Genomic DNA, 21,964 nt, shown 5'->3' with positions numbered 1-21,964 from the left:
ATCATGACGATGCGGCTTCATGGCATTTTGGGGAGATCCGACGACGCGGCCTTTGCCCGTCGTCTGCATCACCTCGAGCATCATGACGGCATCGAGCTCTTGTTCGTCCCTCCCGCCGATGTCGGCCGCAAGCGCTTTCGGCTGACGACCGATCGCGGAACCGACTGCGCGGTGAGCCTCGATCGGGACGAGGAGCTGACCGACGGCGCGCTGCTGTTTCTCGCACCCGACCGGGCGATCATCGCGCGCTTCGGAGAGCAGGAGAGCTGGCGGTTGACGCCGTCCGATCAGGCAGCGGCGCTCAAGCTCGGATGGAACGCGGGGAATTTGCATTGGAGGGTGCGTTTCGACGGCGACAGTCTCGTTGTGCTGCTCGATGGGCCCCTCGACACCTACCGCGCGCGCATCAGGCCGTTGCTGGAGTCCGGCGAAGTGGTGGAGCGCGATGCTGTTCGATAGATTGCAGGCGCTCGCACTGCTGCAGTTCGGCGACAGCGCCTATCCGGCTGGCGGCTTCGCCTTCTCCTGGGGGATCGAAGGCCTCGCGGCAGACGGCATGCTTGCCAACCGCAACGAGCTCGACCGCGTCATCGCCGACCAGCTCACGCGGCGCTGGGCGACGATGGACCGCATTCTGCTACGCAAAGCCTTTCAGGCGAGCAATTGCAAGGCCATCGCGGAGATCGATCGCCTCACCGAGGCGGGGACACCGTCGGCCGAGATGCGGGACGGGTCGCGCCGCGCGGGCAGGGCGCTACTCGGCGTCTGGGTCAAGCTCGAAGGGCCGCTGTCCATTGCCTATCGCGATCAGGTCTCGGCGGATGCGCGGCTTGGTCATTTGCCGATCGCCCAAGCCGTCGTCGGCCGGGATGCGGGTTTCAGCCTGGACGCGGCCGAGCTGGTCTCGGGCTGGACGCTGGTGACCGGCCTCGTCAGCGCGGCCGTGCGCCTCGGCATCATCGGTCATATCGAGGCGCAGCAGAGCCAAGCTGCGGCGCGCGGCCTGCTCGGCGAGTTGCTGGCGGACACGCCGGGCGCGGATGCCTCGCCGGCGAGCTTTACGCCTTTCATCGACATCGCGGTCTCGCGCGGGCCGCTTCGGCACGTTCGCATGTTCACGACCTGAGAGAGGTGACCTCGCCATGATGAATCTGTCGCCGACGGAAATGGATCGTCTCGTGATCTTCAACGCCGCGCAGATGGCGCGCCGCAACCGGTCGTTGGGGATCAGACTGAGCCACCCGGAGGCGGTCGCCTACATCACCGACGAGGTGATGACGGCGGCACGCCGCGACATCTCCTATGCCGAGATCCGCGACATGGCCGGCCGTCTTTTGACGTCGGACGACGTCGAGCCGGGCGTCCCGCAAATGATCCCGATGCTCTACATTGAATGCATGTTTGCCGAAGGCACCAAGGTGATGGCGGTGTTCGAGCCGATCGCGCCAGACGATGCCGCCGCCGAGGACATTGTCCCCGGCGAGATCATCGCGGGCGGTGACGATATTGAGCTGTTCACCGATCTGCCGGCTATCACGATCGACGTCCTGAACACGGGCGACCGCGATGTTCAGGTCCGCAGCCACACCCATTTCTTCGAGGTCAACCGCGCCCTACGCTTCGATCGCGCTGCCGCTTGGGGCATGAAAGTCGACCGGCCGGCCGGTGCCGGCGTGCGCTTCGAGCCGGGTGTCACCAAGTCGGTGCGTTTGGTTCCGATTGCGGGAGCCCGGGTCGTGCGTGGGCAGGCCGGTCTCGTAAACGGTTCGCTCGACGCGCCGTCGGCGCTGGAGCGGGCGCTCAAGCTCGCAGCCGATCGCGGTTATCAGGGAGCTTGACCGTGGTCACACTGACGCGTCGCGCCTATGGCGAGCTCTACGGTCCCACCAAGGGCGATCTGGTCCGGTTGGCTGACACCAGCCTGCTTGCCGAGATCGAGCACGACTACACCACGTACGGACATGAATTGCTGGTGGGTGCCGGAAAGAATCTGCGCGACGGAGAGGGCGTCAACGCTCACCGCACCTCGTCGCACAAGGCCCTCGACGTCGTGATCAAGAACGCGACGATCGTCGATGCGGTTACCGGAATCATAAAAGCCGACATCGGCATCCGCGACGGCCGCATCGTCGGCATCGGCAAAGCTGGCAATCCCGACGTGATGCCGGATGTCCATCCCGATATGGTCGTGGGTCATTCGACGGCGCCGATTGCCGGAGGACCCTTCATCGTCACAGCCGGCGCGATCGAGTCGCACGCCCATCTGATCTCACCGGAGCAGTCCGACCATGCCCTGGCTGGCGGGACCACGACGCTGGTCGGGAACGGGTCGGGTCCGGTCTTCGATGTCGGCAGCGGCGCGGCCGCAAGCTTCGGGCGGTTTCTTCAGGCGATCGAATTCTCACCTCTCAACTACGCCCTGTTCGGACGCGGAGGGTCCAATCCAGAGGCCGTCGAAGAGGCCGTGGCCTCTGGCGGCATGTCTGTCAAGATCCACGAGGATTTCGGCGCAGCTCCCGATGTGATCGACAAGAGCCTGGTTGCGGCGGATCGCAACGATTTCGCCGTCCACCTCCATACCGACTCGATCAACGAATACGGCTTCTGCGAAGACACGATGGCCGCCATCGATGGCCGCACCATCCACATGTACCACGTCGAGGGCGCCGGCGGCGGTCATGCGCCCGATCTGCTCAAGGTAGTGTCGTGGGAGAACGTCATCCCCTCGTCGACCAATCCGACCAATCCCTATACGTCCTACGGCATGGAGGAGGGCGTGCCGATGACGATGATCTGCCATCAGCTCAACTACAACGCGCCCGAAGACGTCATGTTCGGCGAAGCGCGCGTGCGGGCGCAATCGATGGCCGCTGAGGATTTTCTCCACGACATGGGCGCGATCTCGATCTTCGGCACCGACACGCAAGGCATGGGGCGTCTGGCCGAGAACGTCGCGAAATGCTGGCAGCTCGCCAGCGTCATGAAGGATCGCATCGGGCGCCTGCCCGAAGAGACCACAGCGCGTGCGGACAACGAGCGCATCAGGCGCTATGTCGCCAAGCTCACCATCAACCCAGCCATTGCGGTCGGCATTGATCACGTGGTCGGCTCGGTCGAGGTCGGAAAGATGGCCGACCTCGTGCTCTGGCCGCGCGCCTCGTTCGGTATCAAGCCCTATATCGTGATCAAGAACGGGTTCGTCGTCTGGGCTGCCATGGGTGACGGCAATGGTAGCCTCGGCCTGTCGGAGCCGATGATTCAGAAACGCATGTGGGGCGCGCTCGGCGCCGCGCCGCAGCGGCTTGGCGTCAACTTCATGTCGAAGCTGGCGATAGAGGCCGACGTGGAGCGCAGGCTTGGCCTGGCCCGCAATTGCCTACAGATCAGAAACGTGCGGAAGCTGAAAAAGATCGACATGGTGCGAAATGCGGCCATGCCGCATGTCGAGGTCGATCCGCAAACTTTTGAGGTCCGCGCCGACGGAAAGCTTCTGATGTGCCCACCTGCAACCAGGGTCCCGCTGGCGAGGCGGTATATGCTGCGATGAACAGGCTTTCGCTGACCGGCACGATAGCCAATTCGCGCATCGCGGCCGCGCGCGTCGGGATCGGCGGACCGGTCGGCTCGGGCAAGACGGCGCTGGTGGAGCGCCTGATCCCGGCACTTCTGAAGCGCGGCGTCGACATTGCCGTCATCACCAACGACCTCGTGACGGCGGAGGACGCCGAACGGATCAGGCGCTCCGGGCTGATCGACCCCGCCCGTGTCTCGGCGGTCGAAGCGGGGGCATGCCCCCACACCGTCATTCGCGAGGATCCAACGCTGAATATCGAGGCTGCGGACGAACTGGAGCGACGCTTTCCGGGCGTCGAGCTGATCCTGCTGGAGAGCGGTGGCGATAACCTCGCCTCGACCTTCTCGCGCGACCTGACTGACTTCTGGATGTTCGTCATCGACGTGGCCGGCGGCGACGATATTCCGCGCAAGCGCGGTCCCGGCGTCATCCGCGCCGATCTCCTCGTGATCAACAAGGTCGACCTGGCGCCGCATGTCGGCGTTGACCTGGCGCGCATGCACCAGGAGGCATTGAAGGTCCGGGACAACCGCCCGGTTCTGCTCACCAATTGCCGACGCGGCGAAGGGATCGATACCGTGGTCGATCTGCTCGAGCGCGAGGTTCTTTTCAGGACATGAGGGCCGTTGCAGCGGGAGAACGTGCGTTGCTCGATCTGAGCTTCGTCCGCCGCGGCGGGCGCACCGTGATCGACCGGCGTCTGTTTGCCTGGCCGTTTGTTCTCACGCGCAGCTTTCACGTCGACCGGGATCGGTCGGATCGCCTCACCGTGATCGTCCAGACGGGAAGCGGGGCAGTTCATGGCGAGGACAATCTCGCGCAGCGTCTCGTGCTTGGGCCGGGAACGGCCGTATGCCTGGCCAACCAAGGCGCGACATCGGTGCATCGTGCGGAGCCGGCCACTCGCGCCAGGGAGAGTATAAAGCTTCATGTGGAGAACGGCGCCAGCCTCGAATACCTGCCTGAGCCGCGTATTCTATTTCCCGACGCGGCATTGTCACAGACCGTCGAACTTGACTGTGCGACCGACGCTTATGCGTTGATCTTCGACGCTTTCACGATGCACGACCCCATGGGTATGGGGCGCTACTTCCGCGAGTTGGAATCGACATTCTGTCTGAGGAGATCTGGTAGCGAGCCGCTGCTGATTGAGCGGACGCGTCTATACCGGCCAGAGCGTAGCATCTTTCGCGGCTATGGAGCTTTTGGATCAGCATTCATGGTGCTGCCCCCCGGTCATGATCTGGCGGATATCCAAGAGAAGTTGACATCAGAGCTGGAGAGGATCCGAGGGCTCTATGGAGCCGCGAGCGCGTCGCCGGCGCAGGCGGGGCTCGGGATCCGTCTCGCGGCCCTTGAGCTGAGGTGTATTCGTCAAGCTTTCGAGAGCATCAAAGTGATCTACCGCCAAGCGCTAGCGAGATCGTTGACCATTTTTTCCTGATCGACGGGAAGGGTGGGGCTCGAAGGACCTACATGGAAGGCTTCAGCACGAGCTGGTCGCTGGCGTTAGTAATTTTGCTCCAATCGTACAACATCGGAACCATTTGGACGGAGGCCCATGGAGCATGCTGATTAGCAAAATGCGGGCTCGCGGGGTGGCCCGACGCGCCGTGAAACACGACCCAGGCGCAGTTGTCCCAATTGCCCACATCGAAGACATAGCGCGCGACTGCGCCATATGCCGCGTTGAGGCCTGACGAGGCCCAATAGCATCCATTGGCCATAACGGTATCGTTGTCGCCGCCAACCGGAAGGCCCGGTGGTTCGAGCTGCGACGCCGCCTGCGGGAACGCCGCCGACAGCGGATGCGACATGCGGACGTGATGCAGCTCCGACCATGTCTTGTCCTTGTCGGTCCCCGCCGCCCGCTCGAGCGCCGCCGTCAGGGCGCGATCCCAATCCCAGCCGCCGAGGAACGCGGTATCGTCGTTGCGCAGCAATGAAGGGAGTGCCCACCAGATCTGATTGAGCGGCGCCACGCCGGGGGCAACCTGGGCGATGGGATCTCGCGATACCGCGCTCAAACCGGACCGCTCGAGAACGATACGCGCAAGTTCCCGTCGTGTCCGCGCATAGGCAGCTGCGGCCTTTGAATTGGCAGCCATGCGGGCGTCCCAATCGACAATCAGGTCGCGCAGTGCGGCAGCCGGTCCTTCGATCGACGGGAGCCGGTTCAGGCGGGCGATGAACTCGCGCGCCGTGAAGCTGTGTGTGTCGGCATGGATGCTGCCCATGTCGCTGACGGTCGCGGCCGGAAGTTCAGCCAGCCGATCGGCGATCCGTTTGGCCCGGTACGGAGGATGACAGTCGGTGCACAGATAGTCCGGATTCTCGTCCGTGACGACGCGGTTGTTCGCGGTAACCAGAAAGCCGTCCGGCGGGTCAAAGGCGCGCGGCATATCTTCCCAGGGAATGACGCCCTGCCATTCATACTCTCCCGTCCAGCCCGGCACCGGCAGCCAGCCGTTCAGTCGCGGGCGCCGCGGCACGATGGCACGCACGAGATTTCCGATCCGCCCGGTGGTATCGGCCGCGACCAGATTGTGATCGATCAGGCCCCAGCCTCGCGTCGCCTCGTAGAGCGCGTCGACGCTTTGGGCGTGCAGCATCGGCAACAGGCAATCAAACGATCGATCAAGCTCCGCGAACTGCACCGACCGCAGCGTCAACGCCGCTCCCTGATGCGGGTCGCCCGCGATCACCGGCCCGTGGTGGGTCGCGATCACCTCCACATCGGCGGCAGGTTCACCGCGAACCGCGATGCGCTCGTGACGTATGTCGCTGTCACGCCATTCATTCCGAAACAGGTAGCGCGACGCGTCGCCGGGCTTGAATTTCTCGACATAGACATCGTGGATATCGACAAAAGCGTGAGTGACGCAAAATGCGACATGATCGTTGTGGGCAAAATGCGGGAACGCTGGCACGCCCGGCACCGAAAGCCCGATGGCATCGAACGCGTCGCAGGCGAGGTGAAACTGCGAATACAGGCTCGGCATCTCGAAGGCGCGGTGTGGATCGCCGGCCAGCAATGGCCGGCCGGTCGCAGTCCGCGACGGCCCGACCGCCCAATTGTTGCTGCCACCATCGGTGGCCTCCGGCCCTGCGAGCATTGCCAGCGCATCGATCGCCGGCGCCAGGTCCTGTAGCACGGCGATCCATCGCTTGCCTTCCGCACCCGGAGGAGTGGCGAGAAAATCGTGGCCGCCATCGTCGTAACGCAGCTTGGCGACGTGATCGGGTCCGATTCTGCGCATGGCTGCTGCGCGCCACAACTTGAACCAGACCGAGCCCATCAGATAACCGCGCTGTCGCATCACGAGGATACAATGCCACGGCTCCCAGCGTTCGACGTCGCCTCCGACCAGGCCGTACTCGAGAGGCAATGGCGCGCCCTGTGCCAGGAAGGCATTGACGCCGCTCGCATAGGCCTCGAGCATCGCGCGCGCCTCGTTCGACAGACCGGCGAAGTCGCGGCGCGACGCGCCCGCGACGTCGAGCCGCCGCGCGAGCGAATCTGCCGCTACACCTGCGCTGCCCTCCCATTCCGACCAGCGGCCCAGCATACGCCGTCGCGCGGCGTCCATCTGCCAGAGCCGGTCCTGGGCGTGGACATAGCCTTGCGCAAAGAAGGCGTCCGCCGTTCCGCGTGCGCGGACGTGCGGGATGCCCCAGGCATCGCGGTGGACGTCGACCTTGTTCTCAAGGCCACGCAGCCCGACGGTGCCTTTGGTCTGAGGCAGGCATGAAGATCTGTCATTGGCAGCGTTTGTCACGCTCTTCTCCCGGTTTTGTCAGGCTTGTACACAAAGGCTTCGCGTTCGATTGGTCTTCACACGGGCGGCCGACGATCGGCCCACGGACGAATCCGCTCCAGGATGGCGCCGAGGCGCAGAACATCATTGTCTTTCCACCAGCGGCCGACGATCTGCAGGCCGGTCGGTAATCCATCGGCGCCGAAGCCATTCGGCACAGACAGCGCCGGATTGCCGCTCTGGTTGAACGGATAGACGAAGGCGTTCCAACCGCGATTGAACAAGGCATCGACGGTCTTGCCGGCGTCGGCTGCAATCGCGGTCGTCGGCAAGGTGGGCGTGACAAGGAAGTCGTAGTCTTCCAGGAGCTTCTGCACGGCGCGATAGAGCCGCGAACGCGCGACTTGGGCCTTGCGAAAGTCGACCAGGGTCGCGCGGCTGCCGGCCGCGATCCATTCCACCAGGACCGGGTCCATCCGGTCGCGCCATTTTTCCAGGTGGTGGCCGAAATAGACGTTCAGATTGGCGAGGTACATGAGCCGGGCAGAGCCGGCAATCCAGTCCATTCCAACGCCGGCCTCCTCGATCTCGGCGCCAAGCGTTGCGAGGGTTGCGAGCGAGGTTTTGGCGTTTGCGGCAACGTCCGCGCTGCAGTCGCTCATGGTAGACAGGTATCCGATCCGCAGTCCCGACAGATCCTCTGAGATCAGGCTCGGCATCAGCGCGCCGTTACCGGGCGCACCCAGCGACCAGGGATCGAGCGTCGACGGACCCACGAGGCTTTTCATCATCAAGGCAGCATCGGCAACGGTGCGCGTCAACGGACCTGCTGCGGCATAATTGAAGAACGAATCCGAGGTCTGCTCATAGGGCACCGCGCCCGTGGTCGGCTTCAGTCCGACCACGCCACAGGCCCCTGCGGGAATCCGGATCGATCCCGCGCCGTCCGTGCCGAGGCCGAGCGGCCCAAGTCCGGCTGCCACCGCGACGGCCGCGCCACCGCTCGATCCGCCCGCGGTGCGCTCGGGATTCCAGGGATTGCGCGTGATTCCGAAGCTCGGTCCGTCAGTGTGGCCCTTGTGGCCGAATTCAGGTGTGGTCGATTTACCCACCATAATCGCGCCCGCGTGCTTCAGACGAGTTACCAGGATGTCGTCCTGCGAGGGAAAATTGTCGGCCAGGATCGCCGATCCGTGCGCAGTGCGCACGCCCTTGGTGGCAAAGAGATCCTTGATGCTGACGGGTATGCCGTGCAGCGGCCCGAGTTGTTCGCCTGCCATGACGGCTTGCTCCGCAACCCGCGCCTGCGCCCGCGCGGCGTCGGCGGTCACCGTCGCATAGGCATTGAGCGTAGGCTGCGTCCGCTCGATCGCGCCCAGGACGGCGTCGACATACTCCACCGGAGACAACGCGCGCTTACGGATCAGGCTTGCAGCGCTCGTGGCGGGCATAAAGAGAAGATCGCGGTCGGGCATCTCGAAACTCCATCAATCGGCAAAGCGGCGGCGGCCGTCAGGCGGGAACTTGGTGAAGGTGGCAGGCGGCTCGATGGCCCGGAGCAATGTCGCGCAGCTTCGGCTTCTCAGCGCGGCAACGTTCGAATGCGAACGGACAACGCGGATGAAACGTGCAGCCCGGCACCATATCGATCTGGCTCGGCAATTCGCCGGTAACGACCGCGGTACGGGCCCTGTTCGGCCTGACACGAGGGATCGCCGCAAGCAGTGCCTGCGTGTAGGGATGCCGGGGAGCGGTGTAAAGCTCGCGCTTGGGCGCAATCTCGACGATGCCGCCGGCATACATCACCGCCACTCGCGCTGAAATGCTGCGGACCACCGCGAGATCATGGGCGATGAAGAGATAGCTGAGGCCTAGCCGCTCCTGGAGGTCGAGCAGCAGGTTGACGATTTGCGCTTGCATCGACACGTCGAGCGACGATACCGGTTCGTCGCAGACGATGAAGTCCGGCTTCAGCGCCAACGCGCGCGCGATGCCGATGCGTTGGCGTTGGCCGCCGGAGAATTCGTGGGGAAAACGGTCGCCGCACGAACGTGGCAGACCGACCATCTCCAGCAGTTCACGGACACGATCATTGCGGGCGGCGCGCGAAAGGCCGCCCGCGACGTCGAGCGGCTCGGCGATCGCGTCCTGCGCGCGCATGCGGGGATTGAGTGAATTCTGCGGGTCCTGAAACACGAATTGCAGTCGTCGCCGTACCGCCCGGAGCGCAGCCTTGCCGTTCCCCGGAGAAACCTCTTGGTCGAACAGCTTGATCGACCCGCTGGTCGCGTTTTCAAGCCCAACCAGGATGCGTCCTGTGGTGGATTTCCCCGAGCCGGATTCTCCGACGAGGCCCAGCGTCTCCCCTTGCCCGACATCGAAACTGACACCGTCGACGGCGCGCAACGACGCGCCGCGCGCCGCAAAGGTCTTCACTAATTCGCGTACGGCGACGATGGGTGCTCCACTCATGCGGTTTGTCCCGCAGCGATGCGCGGCGGACAGCGCGCGAAATGGCCCGCACCGGCATCGGCCAGCGCCGGCGGCTCCGTCAGGCAGGACTTGATCGCCTCGCGGCAGCGCGGATTGAACCGGCATCCGGCGATCGACGTCGACGGATCGGGAATGTTGCCGGGAATGGTGGCGAGCCGGCGCATGTCCGCGTCGGGATCGGGCACGGCGCGGATGAGCCCTTCGGTGTAGGGATGCACCGGCCGTTCGAACAGGGCAGGGACGGCGGCGGATTCCACAACCCGCCCGGCATACATGACGACGACGCGCTGCGCGAACTCCGCGACCACACCGAGATCATGGGTGATCAAGATCACCGACATGCCGATCTCACGCTGCAATTCGCGCAGCAATTCGAGGATCTGGGACTGAATGGTGACGTCGAGCGCGGTGGTCGGCTCATCTGCGATCAGGAGCTTGGGACGGCATGCCACTGCGATGGCGATCATGACGCGCTGGCGCATTCCGCCTGAAAGCCGGTGGGGGTAATCATCGATACGGCGCGACGCGTCAGAGATCCGCACCATCTCCAGCAGCTCGATGGCCTGACGACGGGCGGCCCGCGAGGACAGCCCCTGATGCTGGCGCAACGGCTCCATGATTTGGTCGGCGATGCTCAGGACCGGATTGAGCGAAGACATCGGATCCTGGAAGATCATTGCGATCTCGCCGCCGCGAACCTGGCGCAGCCGGCGTTGCGGAACGGTGAGCAGATCATGCCCGCCATAGCGGATCGTCCCCGATGCGTAACGCGTGTTGGCACGGCCATGCAGCTTGAGAATCGAAAGCGCACTGACGCTCTTGCCGCTGCCGGATTCACCGACGATGCCGAGGCATTCGCCGGCGCGAACGGCAAAGTCCACGCCCTCGACGGCATTCACCCAGCCAGCGTCACCGCGGAACTGGACCGTGAGGTTCTCGACACTCAGAAGGGCTTGCTGCGCCATTCAGGTCTCGATCTTCAAGCGTGGATCGAGCACGTCGCGTAACCCGTCCCCGAGCAGGTTCATGCCGAGCGCGGCGAGGCTGACTGCGAGGCCGGGAAACAGCATCACCCACCACGCCTCGACCGAGTAGTCGCGCCCTTCCGCGATGATGTTGCCCCAGCTCGGGGCCGGCGGCGGCGGGCCGATGCCGAGAAAGCTGAGGGTTGCTTCCGCAAGAATAGCGTAGGCAAAGATGAAGGTCAGCTGGACGATCAGCGGCCCGAGGCAATTCGGCAGCACGTGCTTGAGGATGATGTGCGCGTCGCCGGCGCCGCTCACCCGCGCGGCTTGGAGATACTCCATCTCGCGAATGACCAGCACCGAGGCGCGCACGATCCGCGCTGTCCGCGGAACATAGGCGACTGCCAACGCCACAACGATGCTGCTGGCCTGCGCGCCGAGTGCCGCGCCGATACCGATGGCGAGCAGGATCGCCGGAAACGCCATCAGCGCGTCCATCAATCGCATGACGTACGGATCCAGCACGCGAAAATATCCCGCTATAACCCCGATCACGGCGCCAAATACGCCCGAGAGCAGGGCCACCGAAAACCCGATCGAGAGCGACAGCCGGCCACCATAGAGCACACGCGTGAGGATGTCCCGCCCGTATTGATCGCTGCCGAACGGGAAACGCGCCGACGGCGGCTTGAACCGGTAGCGAATGCTCATCGCCGTCGGATCGGTGTCGGTCAGTAACGGCCCGATGATCGCGCAAAGCACCAGGACGGTCACGAGCACCAGCCCAATCTTGAACGAGCGGTGCGCGGCGAGCTTGCGCAGGATGCGAAATCGCCGGCGCTCCGCCAGTATCTGCGTCGACGGAGTGGCGAACACGACGTCAGTCATAGCGCACCCGTGGGTCGACCAGGGTGTAGATGATATCCACGGCAACGTTGATCAGCACGAAGGCGAATCCGAACAACAGCATGGTGCCCTGGATCAGCGGGTAATCGCGGGCCATGATCCCCTGCACCACGAGCCGACCGATGCCTGGCAACGCAAACACCTGCTCCACGACGACTGAACCTCCGATCAGGAGACTCAGGATGATGCCGCTGACCGTCACGACGGCAACCAGAGCGTTGCGGAAGCCGTGCTTGCCGACGGTTCGCCACTCGCTCACGCCCTTGGCGCGCGCCGTCCGGATGAAATCCTGTTCGAGCACATCGAGCATCGCCGAGCGTGTCATGCGCGCCAGGAAGCCGATCTGGAACAGGCTGAGCACCATGGCAGGCTGGATCAGCGAGGCGAACCATGCGCTGGGGCCCGCCGTCAGCAGAGGCGCGTAGCCGGCGGAGGGCACCCATCCGAGCTTAACGCTGAACAAGATGACCGATACGATCGCGATCCAGAAACTTGGAGCCGAAACCCCGATCAGAGCGATTGCCATGACACTTGCGTCAATCCAGCTGCTCCGGAAGTAAGCGGCTAGCATGCCGAGCGCGATGCCAATCGGCAGAGTGATGGCGAGCGACAGGGCGGCCAGCGACAATGTCACGGGCAAGCGCTCCCCGACCGCGGAGAGCACGGTCTGGTTCAGCACCAGCGAGCTGCCGAACCTGCCCTGGGCCAGGTTGAGGAACCATGACAGCAGTTGCCGCCAGATCGACTGATCGAGGCCAAGTTCACGACGAATCCGTTCAACCGCCGCTGGCGTGGCATCGGCTCCGGCGATCACGACTGCAGGATCTCCCGGCAGCAGGTGCATCAAAATGAAAGACAGCACCGCAACCAGCAGCAGGACCGGTATGGATTGCATGAGACGGACGCTAATCGTGCGAAACATGAGACACCCGATACGACGCTTTTCGCTCCTGCCAGGTCGCTGTCTTGCCGACGACGCTACTTCAGCCAGACGTCCCAGAAATGAACGATATAATAAGGCATGAAGTTCACGACCTTGGCGGCGTTGTAGCTTCGCATCGTGCCCATATCGGCGATCTTGATCATGTAGGCCTGATCCAGCACACGCTTCTCGATATCGGCCCAGGCCGCAATGCGCTTTTGCGGGTCGAGCGAGGCGTAGAATGCGTCATAGGCAGCGTCGAGAACATGGTCATCCTTGACGTGCGGGAAGGTGTAGAACATCACCTTCCATTGTTGCGGGCCGAGCAGCGGATTCGAGCAATAGCCGGTGGTGGATACATTCCAGACCCCGGTGCCGCGCTGCATGTTGCTCGCGTTCGTGGTCCAGTCGACGATATCGACTGCGACGTTGAAGCCGGCGTCCTTCATCTGCTCGGACAAGACCAGGATAGCGTCGCGGAAGTATGGGTAGTTGGAGTTGGTCTGGAGCACGATCTTTTCGCCGTTGTATCCTGCCTGCTTCAGCAATTCCTTGGCTTTGGCTGGATTACGCTGGTCGTAATAGGGCTTCATCGCATCGCCCTGATAGTAGGGGCTCGACGCGTACACCAGCGAATGGCCCGGCCGCGAGATTTGTCCCATCGCTCCGGTGATGTCGTCGACATTGACCACCGCCTCGATCGCCTGGCGAACCAGCGGATTGGTGGTCGGTGCCGCCTGCGTGTTCACCACGAACACCTGCATGCAATAGGGGAAAATCTGCTGCGTCGTGACATTGGCCTGGCCGTCGAACCGCTTGGCGAGATCGCGCGGGACGTCGCCGATGACGTCCGCGTTGCCGGTCTGCAATGCGGCGACGCGGGCGTTCGCCTCGGGCACGAAATTATAGCGGACCTGGTCGAGATAGACGGTGCGGCGACCGGCCAGACCATCCGGCCCGGGGGCGCTTTCGTCGGGCACATAGCCGTCGAAGCGTTTGATGACGAGATGGCTGTCCTTGACCCACTCACCAAGCATGAATGGACCGGTTCCGATGATGTCGATCTCGCGCGCCGCCTTGTCCTTCTGCTCAGCCGGCAAGATCTCAAACGGGTAGACCGGCGACTTCAGCACGTCGACAAATACCGCGTTCGGCTTCTTAAGGCGGATGACGAAGCCGTACGGATCGGGCGCCTCGAAGCCGTCGACGTCGGCGAGCACGGACGCGTTGGGACTGACTTTCCGGTAGCGCTCGAACGAGGCCAGCACGTCGGCTGACGTCATCTCCTTGCCATTGTGGAATTTCACGCCCTTGCGTAGCGTGAAGGTGAACACCGTGGCATCGGCACTGGTCTCGATCTTCGAAGCGAGAACGGGCCTGGCGTTATAGTTATTGTCGATCGCAACCAGCGGCTCGAACAGATGGTGGATGACTTCGAGTTCGACGAGGCTCGAGGCGACGTGAGGATCAAGCGTGCCTGGGCCGGAGAGGTAGGCATAGACGAGGCTTCCGCCACGGTTGGGTTCAGCGGCATGAAGCGGGGCCGCAAGCGCGCAGAGCAGGGCAATCGACCGGCCCATCGCAGTGATCATACGAAACATGGCCGAAAAGCTTGTCATTACAACTGCCTTCCTGTTGAGCTCGCGTATCAGTCCTTCACCCGTATAGATGCCCCCACCGCGTTCACTGCGTCGCTTTCGCAGATTGGCGTCGGTCGACCGAAGCGCCGACCTGCTTGAGGGCCCCGTTGGTCGCCTCGAGAACACGATCGATGTCATCGGCCTGATGGGCCGCGGACAGAAACATGTTGTGCCAGGGATGCATATAGACGCCACGCCGCAGCGCTTCCTGCACGAAATGATAGCCAAGCACGAAATCCGGATCGTCCTCGAACATGATCATCGGCATCTGCACCGGTCCAGTCTGCCGCAATCGCACATCGTGCGCACGTGCCTGCGACTCGAGGCCGTCGCGTAGCCGGCGGCCCATGGCTTCCATCGTGGCGATCGCGCCTGTCGCACGCAGCTTCTTGATGGTGGCAATCGCTGCCGCCATCGGCACTGCCGAGCACCAGAAGGAGCCGGTGACATAAACCTGTTGCGCGGCGTCGCGAAAGCGATCGGTGCCGGTCACCGCCGCAAGCGGATGACCGTTCGCGATCGCCTTGCTCCAGGCACACAGATCGGGCCGCACGCCGTACGGCTCCCAGCTCCCGCCAATGTGGAGGCGAAAGCCCGCCCTGACGTCGTCGAGGATCAGCGCCGCACCGGCCGCGTCGCAGATCCGCCGCGCCGCCTGGGCGAAGGCTGGCGTCGGCGCCTCCTGATGGCGTCTCACGTCATGCCTGAACGCCGTCACCAGCACGGCTGCGAGGTCGCGGCCGGCCTCGTCGGCGGCGCGCTCCAGGCTCGCGACGTCATTATAGTCAAAGTGCAGGATGTGGGCTCGATCTTCCGAGGTGACGCCGGCCAGCGAAGGCGTGCACCACGGCGCGGCGCCATGATAGGAGCCCTTCGCCACCAGCACCTTGCGCCGCTGTGTGCCGGCTCGCGCGATGGTCACGCAGGCCGTGGTCGCATCGGTGCCGTTCTTGGCGAACAGCACCCAGTCGGCGTGCGGAATGGTCTCGACCACGAGCTCCGCGAGTTCGACCTGACATTCGGACGGGCCGGTCATCAAGTCGCCGCGGCCGCGCTGCGCCGCGGCTGCGGCCTCCACATCCGGATCGCCGTAACCGAGCACGATCGGTCCGTAACCGCACATCAGGTCGACATATTCCGTGCCCGCGACATCGCGGAGGCGGCAGCCGCTTGCGCTGCGAAAAAACTGCGGATAGCCGGGTGGAAGCCGAGCGACATTCATGTGACCCCACATGCCGCCGGGAATGACCTTCAGGGCTCGTGCCCGCAACGCCTCGTCCTGCGGGAGCCTGGATGCGGTGTCATCAGGTGCCATGGCAAGTCCCTCGTGTCGGACGGCCGCGCCGTTGCGACGCCACTACAATATATGATATATCATCGCTGCAAAGACCCTTTCTCGCCTTTTGATCTTGCAAAGACCGCCGGCAGACGTGCGGGCCACGCATAGATATCGATCGCCTCTCTACTGGAAAGCAGGCCCCCTCGATGTCCAACGATACTGTCGGTCTGGTCGGCCGAGACAATCTGACGGCCCGCGTGTTTGGGGAGTTGCGGCTTGCCCTGATGGAGGGACGATTTCGTCCCGGGCATCGCTTCAAGATCCGCGAGCTCGCCGAAACGATGGGCGTCTCGGAGACCCCGATCAGGGAAGCGCTGATGCAATTGGTACGCGCGAGGGTGCTCGACATGCAGGCAGGCCGCTCGATCGAGGTCGCCCGCTTGAGCGCGGCGCAGTACGAAGAATTACGCGGCATCCGGATTCTGCTCGAAGGACTGGCCGCCGAACGCGCAGCCACCCGGATCTCGAAGGCTGATATCGCCAACCTCAAGAAGTATCATCAGGCGCTGGCCGCGGCAGAGCGCGGCAAGCGCTGGCGCGAAGCCGTGCAAGTGAACTGGCAATTCCACCACACGCTCTACAAGGCAGCCGACGCGCCCGAGCTGCTCGAGATGATCGAGACGATCTGGCTTCGCAACGGACCTCTGCTCAACATGTTGTATCCGCATGCGACCCCGACCTATCCGGGACGGCATCAGCATCTCAACGTGCTCGACGGTCTGATTGCGAGAAATCCCGAAGCCGTGAAGCAGTCGATCCAAGCCGATTTAATGGAAGGAGGCGCCAGATTGCTGCAACTGCTTCGGGATATCGAAGCCGGTGCGACGCCGTCGAAGTTGGTTGCCGCAATGACATAGTCGGCGAGAGAGATGGTCTCGAACGCGCTGTCGGACCAGTTCAGCGGGCGTCACCGGTGTCTCTCGTTTCCGAGAAGATCACCCGGAAGTCGCCGACCCGCAATCGGTAGTCCGGACGGCCCTTCAGCTTCTTGACGTTGCTCGCCTGCGCCGCCGGATTCTTTGCGCAGGCGTCGATCTTCGCCATGATGGCGGCCTTGCGGTTCGAATGCTGCCGCAAGGCCCGCGGTCAATCCCAATGGAGATAACAAATAAATCCCAATAGAGATGTAGCGAGATCCAAGTGGCCTTGGCGAACAGATCGCTTTCTTCAGGCAACAGGCCGCCTCATTGGCTGACCATATCCGGGGAAGGTCTCCGATCGCACCTTACGCCTATCCCGCCCAGGCGGCATGCGGTGATCGGTTTCTATCGAGCGATCGCGATTCAGAAATTAGGTGCAGTCCAGTGCACCTAGCTGCTGCCGCGAATATGTTCCACGCGTGATGATGAGGCGGGCCGAGTGGCGGTGCCTTAGACCCGGCCCCGCAAGCTCAAGTCGTGCAGCTGTTCGTGCGGGGTCACTTGCTCTTCGCCTTGGGTTGCTTTTTTGGCACCGGGCCCGCTGCGGCCCAAAAGTGCAGGGCGTCCCCCTAACGGTCCCAGCGCACCGGCGGAGCTGCCACACGAACGCTTGTTACATTGCGTCACAGCATGCTCTACACTAGAGCAACCGTAGATGACCTTGGAGGTAAGCACATGTCATATGCCTATAAGCTGAATGAAGACGTCCGCCACCAGCCCCAAGGTCCACAAGGACGCGCAGCAACTGATCCGGCAATGGTTTACACCGTCGTTCAATGTATGCCCATCGAGGCAGATGGACGTCTTCGATACCGTATCAAGAGCAAGTCGGGGAATGTCGAGCGAGTCGTCACGGAAGATCAGCTGTCGTACTTTCAGTGAATTGGCGCGCTTGTTGGCAGAAGGAGTTTCGTCGTGCTGAATGATCGAGAAAATATCCTGGTGGCGCTTCGGGAGAAGCCGCTCAAAGTCTACGAAGTCATGAAACGCGCCAATGTCGCGAACGAGGAAGCTTGCCAATCCCTCCTGTTGAAAATGCGAGACGAAGGCTCGGTGAAGTTCGATATCCACAAGGGGCGATGGCTCATCAAATGAGCCGTGAATTGCGGCGACGGCCCGGCATGCGTTCCTTCTCAGCGTGCCTTCCGTTTCAGAATGTCTTCCTCGTAGCTTAAGTCCCTTGCTTGGCCTGGCTGCCACGCCACAAGAGGCGCAGTCAGGTGCTCGTCCGTCGGGCAAAGCCGCCCTGTTTCGCCACCCGTCAATCCCTCCTCGTAAAAATATTCTACTTTACCGAAATTCGGAAATGGCGTATGTGTTGCGGCATCCCGGCTCATCCTTGAGGGGCGATCTCGTGTCGTCTTGTTCGCGAGCCGGGCTTGCGGTGGACGCGGGCAGCGTTGGATACGAGAGGTGCGGGCAGGGCGGGTAGTCCCTGTGAGCCTGAAACCGCGTGTCGACGAGCGGCGCTGTTGAGGTTCGTCTCGCCTGCATTCTTCCGGCAACGTCGACAACGCTGGAGGATAATGCGGCGAACCAGCGAGCCGTGCGTACGGCAAAACCGTGTGGTCCTGGCCGTCGTTGCTACGGTCAAGCTTTCGCGGAGGTGTGGAGCGCCCAACCGGGTCAACCGCATCGTCAATTCGCGGAAGGGAGGGAGGCCAGAAGGAACTCGGCTCCCGGGAGAGCACGGCATAAGCCGTCAACCCACTGCGCAGGGAAGGCCGAGTGATTGGCACCACCTGTATGCTGCTGTGCGGTCTTTTTGCGCTACACATTTCGCGCAGCAGACCGCGGGTGCGAGGTCAGCACCCGGCCTTCCCTGCGCCCTCTTGGTCAAGAGGGTGGACGGTCAAGCAAAGCTCGGGCGAAATGAGCCGCGAGAGCGCGAAGGCGTGTCTGCAAGGCCGTAGGATGGGTAGAGCGAAGCGAAACCCATCAACGCTTCTTCCGCGACGAGCATGATGGGTTTCGCAAGTGAGGCTGGGCAAGAATTTTTCTCAGCTGGATCTGGATCGCTGTACGATTCTGTTCATGACGAATCGCACCTACAAGACGGGCCCGTGCCGGGAGCAGTTGAGCCTACTGCCGGCTCGCGTCGAGGATTATGTTGCGCGGGATAACCCGGTTCGGGCGATCGAGGCCTATGTCTGCGCTCTCGATCCTGAGAAGCTCGGGTTCCGGCATGCCGGAGGTGGCATCGGGGCGGGGCAGCCAAGCTACCATCCGGCGGACCTGTTGAAGGCCTATCTTTACGGCTACCTCAATCGGGTCCGCTCGTCGCGTCGCCTTGAGCAGGAGGCGCAACGCAATCTGGAACTGATGTGGCTGCTCAAGGGGCTGACGCCGGGCTACCGGACCATTGCCAACTTCCGCCGGGATAACTGGGCGGCGCTCAAGGCGACGAACCGGGAATTTGTACTTCTGCTGCGCGAACTCCAGCTTCTGGGCGGCGAGCTTGTGGCGATCGACGGCGCCTTCTTCCATGGTGACGCGAGCAAGGCGAGCATCAAGACGAAGAAGCGGCTGGCCGAACAGCTTGTGGCGATCGATCGCGACATCGAGGAATACGGCAAAGCGCTGGCGTCGAACGATGCTGTCGAGGAGGCGCATTCGTCTGGCGACGAAGATGGCGGGAGCCGGAACAGTGGCGCGATTGCGGACAAGCTCGCGGCATTGATGGCCCGGCGGGCGAAGGCCCAAGCCGACCTTGATCGATTGAAGGACAGCGGCGAGACCCAGTTGTCGACCACCGATGCGGACGCCCGGCTGTTGTCGAAGAGAGGCCATGTCCTCGCAGGCTACAACGTCCAGATCGCCGTCGATGACAAGCACAAGCTGATCGTTGCGAGCGAGGTCGTCAACGACGGCAATGATACCGGTCAGCTCTACGAGGTGGCCACAGCGGCGAAAGAGGCGCTGGGAGTGGAGACGCTGCAGGCGGTCGCCGACACCGGTTACTACAATGGCGCCTCCCTGAAAGAATGCGAGGAAGGCGGCATTGTTGCCTATGTCTCGCCGCCCAAGCGAACAGGCGGCTTGGAGGAACAAGGCCGCTTCACGCACGAAGCGTTCGGCTATGACGCCGAGGCCGACGTTTATCGCTGTCCGGCGGGTGCGCTGTTGAAGCCGATGAATGGCGTCAAGACCAACACCAATGGCCGGCCCGAGATCCGTTATGTGAGCCTGAAATCCGTCTGCAAGGCGTGTCACCTGCGCGAGCAATGCCTTGGTCAAAAGTCTGACAAGCGCACCATCTACCGCTGGCAGCACGAAGAGGTCATCGATCGTCACAAGGAGCGGATGAAAGAGGCCGGTGCCTTGATGCGCCAGCGGGCCTGTCTGGTCGAACATCCCTTCGGCACGCTCAAATGCCGCGCCGGCTACCGTCACTTCCTGGTCCGCGGCTTCGACAAGGTGCGCGGCGAATGGAGCCTGATGGCGCTTTGCTACAATCTCGCCCGCGTGCTCAACATCCTCGGGTTCGACGGCTTTGTCGCATTTTTTGCCAGCAGGGCGGCAGAGCGCGTGATTTTGTGCGTTCTGCGCGTCGCCATGCTCGCCATAGGCCGCGCCGCCGCCTCCATGAAGCGCCTCCTGGCCAATCTGGGCCAAAACTCAGCGATCATCTGCTTCCGCTTCAGTGCCGCTGCGTAATCGCGGGATTCTTGCCCAGCCTCAAGTGCTCTACCCATCCTACTGAAGCTGCGAATTGGCAGATGACGATGCTGCCTCATACTCCGTCATTGCTTCGCTGCGCTCACAATGACGCGGACGCGAGAGACCCGGCCACTTAGCCGCCATCTCTGAGCTCGACAGCGCATTGCGCGCGCGCCCTCACAACGTCCCCAACGCCCCATCCCGTGCCGGCCTCAGCCGCCCGCGTCAAAGCCCCACCAACGCCGCTTGCAATGTTTAGTAATTGGTGGTTCACTAAACAAATCGAGCCTGCCGGGCCTCTAGAATCCGGGTGGCGCGAGGAAACGCAAGTTTAGTTGTTCAGCTCGTCACGGACTGTGTCGCTCTGCTCGAAGCATTCGGGCGGACAGGAAAGCCGCGCCACATCGATGGCCGGTCCACTCGGAGGGAACGCATCATGAAACGGACGACGAAGACGCTTGTTGTGGCATGCGGGGCTGTTGCCGCCGCGCTCAGTGTCGGAGCGGGGACCACGCCCGCGCAGGCGCAGGGCAAGACCATCACGCTGTGCTGGGCCGCATGGGATCCGGCCAACGCGCTGGTCGAATTGTCGAAGGACTTCACCGCCAAGTCGGGCATCGGCATGAAGTTCGAATTCGTGCCGTGGACCAATTACGCCGATCGATTCCTGAACGAACTCAATTCGCACGGCTCGCTGTGCGATCTCATCATCGGCGATTCCCAGTGGATCGGCGGCGCCGCCGAGAACGGCCAGTACGTCAAGCTCAACGATTTCTTCAAGAAGGAAGGAATCAGCATGGACGACTACATGCCGGCCACCGTGGTCGGCTATTCCGAGTGGCCGAAGAACTCGCCGAACTATTGGGCGCTGCCGGCGATGGGCGATGCGGTGGGCTGGACCTATCGCAAGGACTGGTTCGCGCGGCCGGACGTGCAGAAGGACTTCAAGGCCAAATACGGCCGCGATATCGGCGTGCCGAAGACGCTCGATGAGCTCAAGGACATCGCGCAATTCTTCCAGGGCCGCGACATCGACGGCAAGAAGGTCTATGGCGCCTCGATCTATACCGAGCGCGGCTCGGAAGGCATCACCATGGGCGTCTCGAACTACCTCTACGACTACGGCTTCAAATACGACGACCCGAAGAAGCCCTATGCGATGGACGGGTTCGTGAACTCGCCCGGCGCCGTGAAGGGGCTCGAGGCCTACAAGGAACTCTACAAGTGCTGCACGCCGCCCGGCGCCTCCAACTCCTACATGTCGGAGGGGCTTGATGCCTTCAAGTCCGGCCAGGTCGCGCTGCAGATGAACTTCTTCGCCTTCTTCCCGGGCCTCTACAAGGACCCGAATGTCGGCGGTGACAAGATCGGCTTCTTCGTCAATCCGGCCGGTCCTGCCGGGCAGGCGACGCAGCTCGGCGGCCAGGGCATCTCGGTGGTCTCCTACTCCAAGAACCAGGCCGAGGCGCTGCAATACATCAAGTGGTTCTCCGGCGGCGACGTCCAGAAGAAGTGGTGGGCGCTCGGCGGCTATTCCTGCGCCAAGTCCGTGCTGAACGATCCGAGCTTCCCGACCAGCGCGCCCTTCGCCAAGGAGTTCCTGCAGTCGATGGGAATGGTCGTCGACTTCTGGGCCGAGCCCTCCTACGCCCAGCTGCTGCAAGCCGAGCAGAAGCGCGTGCATGATTATGTAGTGGCCGACAAGGGCACCGCACAGGAAGCGCTCGACGGTCTGGTGAAGGACTGGAAGGCGATCTTCAAGGAAGAGGGCAAGAAGTTCTGAAGTG

19 protein-coding genes are annotated in these 21,964 nt (G+C 63.0%); 9 read left to right on the top strand and 10 right to left on the bottom strand.

Features of this window, described 5'->3' with window-relative positions; translation table 11 throughout:
- Positions 1-3: 3 nt before the first annotated feature.
- The 6 genes from ureE to V1280_RS21295 are packed head-to-tail and all read left to right on the top strand — an operon-like array spanning position 4 to position 5,018.
- Positions 4-459 (top strand): urease accessory protein UreE, encoded by a 456-nt coding sequence (gene ureE, locus V1280_RS21320; protein WP_442895147.1) that lies wholly within the window; start codon positions 4-6, stop codon positions 457-459.
- Positions 446-1,126, top strand: a complete 681-nt coding sequence (locus tag V1280_RS21315) for an urease accessory protein UreF (RefSeq protein WP_334528386.1) — start codon at positions 446-448, stop codon at positions 1,124-1,126. The genes ureE and V1280_RS21315 overlap by 14 nt, the downstream gene beginning before the upstream one ends.
- A 16-nt stretch (positions 1,127-1,142) precedes the next feature.
- On the top strand, positions 1,143-1,838 hold the full coding sequence (gene ureB / locus V1280_RS21310) for an urease subunit beta (RefSeq protein ID WP_334528384.1): 696 nt from the start codon (positions 1,143-1,145) through the stop codon (positions 1,836-1,838).
- Positions 1,839-1,840: 2 nt separating this feature from the next.
- Positions 1,841-3,547 carry an urease subunit alpha gene (gene ureC, locus V1280_RS21305; protein ID WP_334528382.1) on the top strand — a complete coding sequence of 569 codons (1,707 nt, stop codon included), beginning with the start codon at positions 1,841-1,843 and terminating at the stop codon, positions 3,545-3,547.
- Positions 3,544-4,194: an urease accessory protein UreG gene (gene ureG, locus V1280_RS21300; protein WP_334528379.1), complete on the top strand. Its 651-nt coding sequence runs from the start codon at positions 3,544-3,546 to the stop codon at positions 4,192-4,194. The genes ureC and ureG overlap by 4 nt, the downstream gene beginning before the upstream one ends.
- Positions 4,195-4,220: 26 nt before the next feature.
- Positions 4,221-5,018: an urease accessory protein UreD gene (locus V1280_RS21295; RefSeq protein ID WP_334528376.1), complete on the top strand. Its 798-nt coding sequence runs from the start codon at positions 4,221-4,223 to the stop codon at positions 5,016-5,018.
- Between the two features lie 28 nt (positions 5,019-5,046).
- Here the strand turns inward: V1280_RS21295 and V1280_RS21290 are convergent, their stop codons facing one another.
- The 8 genes from V1280_RS21290 to V1280_RS21255 all read right to left on the bottom strand — a co-directional run bounded on the left by V1280_RS21290 (position 5,047) and on the right by V1280_RS21255 (position 15,573).
- Positions 5,047-7,353, bottom strand: a complete 2,307-nt coding sequence (locus V1280_RS21290) for a penicillin acylase family protein (protein WP_334528373.1) — start codon at positions 7,351-7,353, stop codon at positions 5,047-5,049.
- A 56-nt stretch (positions 7,354-7,409) separates the two neighbouring features.
- Entirely contained in the window at positions 7,410-8,807 is a 1,398-nt protein-coding gene (locus V1280_RS21285) for an amidase (protein ID WP_334528370.1), read from the bottom strand.
- 37 nt (positions 8,808-8,844) lie between these two features.
- A complete protein-coding gene (locus tag V1280_RS21280) occupies positions 8,845-9,804 on the bottom strand; it encodes an ABC transporter ATP-binding protein (RefSeq protein WP_334528367.1) in 960 nt (319 codons plus the stop codon).
- On the bottom strand, positions 9,801-10,790 hold the full coding sequence (locus V1280_RS21275; RefSeq protein ID WP_334528364.1) for an ABC transporter ATP-binding protein: 990 nt from the start codon (positions 10,788-10,790) through the stop codon (positions 9,801-9,803). The genes V1280_RS21280 and V1280_RS21275 overlap by 4 nt, the downstream gene beginning before the upstream one ends.
- Positions 10,791-11,678, bottom strand: a complete 888-nt coding sequence (locus V1280_RS21270) for an ABC transporter permease (RefSeq protein WP_334528361.1) — start codon at positions 11,676-11,678, stop codon at positions 10,791-10,793.
- The gene (locus V1280_RS21265) at positions 11,671-12,618 is read right to left on the bottom strand and encodes an ABC transporter permease (protein WP_334528359.1); all 948 of its coding nucleotides are present in this window, start codon (positions 12,616-12,618) and stop codon (positions 11,671-11,673) included. Before V1280_RS21265 ends, V1280_RS21270 begins: the two co-directional genes overlap by 8 nt.
- A gap of 56 nt (positions 12,619-12,674) precedes the next feature.
- Positions 12,675-14,210, bottom strand: a complete 1,536-nt coding sequence (locus tag V1280_RS21260) for an ABC transporter substrate-binding protein (protein WP_334538373.1) — start codon at positions 14,208-14,210, stop codon at positions 12,675-12,677.
- Positions 14,211-14,301: 91 nt separating this feature from the next.
- Complete coding sequence (locus V1280_RS21255; protein ID WP_334528357.1) at positions 14,302-15,573, bottom strand: aminotransferase class III-fold pyridoxal phosphate-dependent enzyme; 1,272 nt, start codon at positions 15,571-15,573, stop codon at positions 14,302-14,304.
- A gap of 170 nt (positions 15,574-15,743) precedes the next feature.
- On the opposite strand from V1280_RS21255, the gene V1280_RS21250 reads away from it, so the two are divergent.
- Positions 15,744-16,454 (top strand): GntR family transcriptional regulator, encoded by a 711-nt coding sequence (locus tag V1280_RS21250; protein WP_334528354.1) that lies wholly within the window; start codon positions 15,744-15,746, stop codon positions 16,452-16,454.
- A gap of 40 nt (positions 16,455-16,494) precedes the next feature.
- Here V1280_RS21250 and V1280_RS21245 read toward each other — a convergent pair whose 3' ends face one another.
- Both V1280_RS21245 and V1280_RS21240 read right to left on the bottom strand, forming a co-directional pair.
- Entirely contained in the window at positions 16,495-16,641 is a 147-nt protein-coding gene (locus V1280_RS21245; RefSeq protein WP_334528351.1) for a type II toxin-antitoxin system RelE family toxin, read from the bottom strand.
- 554 nt (positions 16,642-17,195) lie between these two features.
- Complete coding sequence (locus tag V1280_RS21240) at positions 17,196-17,588, bottom strand: hypothetical protein (protein WP_334528348.1); 393 nt, start codon at positions 17,586-17,588, stop codon at positions 17,196-17,198.
- Positions 17,589-18,494: 906 nt separating this feature from the next.
- Here V1280_RS21240 and V1280_RS21235 point away from each other — a divergent pair.
- Together V1280_RS21235 and V1280_RS21230 are read left to right on the top strand one after the other, a co-directional pair.
- Positions 18,495-20,174 carry an IS1182 family transposase gene (locus V1280_RS21235; protein WP_334528346.1) on the top strand — a complete coding sequence of 560 codons (1,680 nt, stop codon included), beginning with the start codon at positions 18,495-18,497 and terminating at the stop codon, positions 20,172-20,174.
- A gap of 439 nt (positions 20,175-20,613) precedes the next feature.
- Positions 20,614-21,960: an ABC transporter substrate-binding protein gene (locus V1280_RS21230; protein WP_334528344.1), complete on the top strand. Its 1,347-nt coding sequence runs from the start codon at positions 20,614-20,616 to the stop codon at positions 21,958-21,960.
- The last annotated feature ends 4 nt before the right edge of the window (positions 21,961-21,964 follow it).

The organism is Bradyrhizobium sp. AZCC 2230 (assembly GCF_036924495.1).
GTDB lineage: Bacteria > Pseudomonadota > Alphaproteobacteria > Rhizobiales > Xanthobacteraceae > Bradyrhizobium > Bradyrhizobium rifense.
This window is presented reverse-complemented; position numbering and strand designations above follow the sequence as displayed.

Bases quoted from the DNA above. Each gene is read 5' to 3' on its own strand.
- V1280_RS21270 (WP_334528361.1), bottom strand. From the start codon at position 11,678: ATGACTGACGTCGTGTTCGCCACTCCGTCGACGCAGATACTGGCGGAG.
- V1280_RS21275 (WP_334528364.1), bottom strand. From the start codon at position 10,790: ATGGCGCAGCAAGCCCTTCTGAGTGTCGAGAACCTCACGGTCCAGTTC.
- ureG (WP_334528379.1), top strand. From the start codon at position 3,544: ATGAACAGGCTTTCGCTGACCGGCACGATAGCCAATTCGCGCATCGCG.
- V1280_RS21250 (WP_334528354.1), top strand. From the start codon at position 15,744: ATGTCCAACGATACTGTCGGTCTGGTCGGCCGAGACAATCTGACGGCC.
- ureB (WP_334528384.1), top strand. From the start codon at position 1,143: ATGATGAATCTGTCGCCGACGGAAATGGATCGTCTCGTGATCTTCAAC.
- V1280_RS21230 (WP_334528344.1), top strand. From the start codon at position 20,614: ATGAAACGGACGACGAAGACGCTTGTTGTGGCATGCGGGGCTGTTGCC.
- V1280_RS21285 (WP_334528370.1), bottom strand. From the start codon at position 8,807: ATGCCCGACCGCGATCTTCTCTTTATGCCCGCCACGAGCGCTGCAAGC.
- V1280_RS21265 (WP_334528359.1), bottom strand. From the start codon at position 12,618: ATGTTTCGCACGATTAGCGTCCGTCTCATGCAATCCATACCGGTCCTG.
- V1280_RS21255 (WP_334528357.1), bottom strand. From the start codon at position 15,573: ATGGCACCTGATGACACCGCATCCAGGCTCCCGCAGGACGAGGCGTTG.
- V1280_RS21245 (WP_334528351.1), bottom strand. From the start codon at position 16,641: ATGGCGAAGATCGACGCCTGCGCAAAGAATCCGGCGGCGCAGGCGAGC.
- V1280_RS21280 (WP_334528367.1), bottom strand. From the start codon at position 9,804: ATGAGTGGAGCACCCATCGTCGCCGTACGCGAATTAGTGAAGACCTTT.
- V1280_RS21315 (WP_334528386.1), top strand. From the start codon at position 446: ATGCTGTTCGATAGATTGCAGGCGCTCGCACTGCTGCAGTTCGGCGAC.
- ureE (WP_442895147.1), top strand. From the start codon at position 4: ATGACGATGCGGCTTCATGGCATTTTGGGGAGATCCGACGACGCGGCC.
- V1280_RS21260 (WP_334538373.1), bottom strand. From the start codon at position 14,210: ATGATCACTGCGATGGGCCGGTCGATTGCCCTGCTCTGCGCGCTTGCG.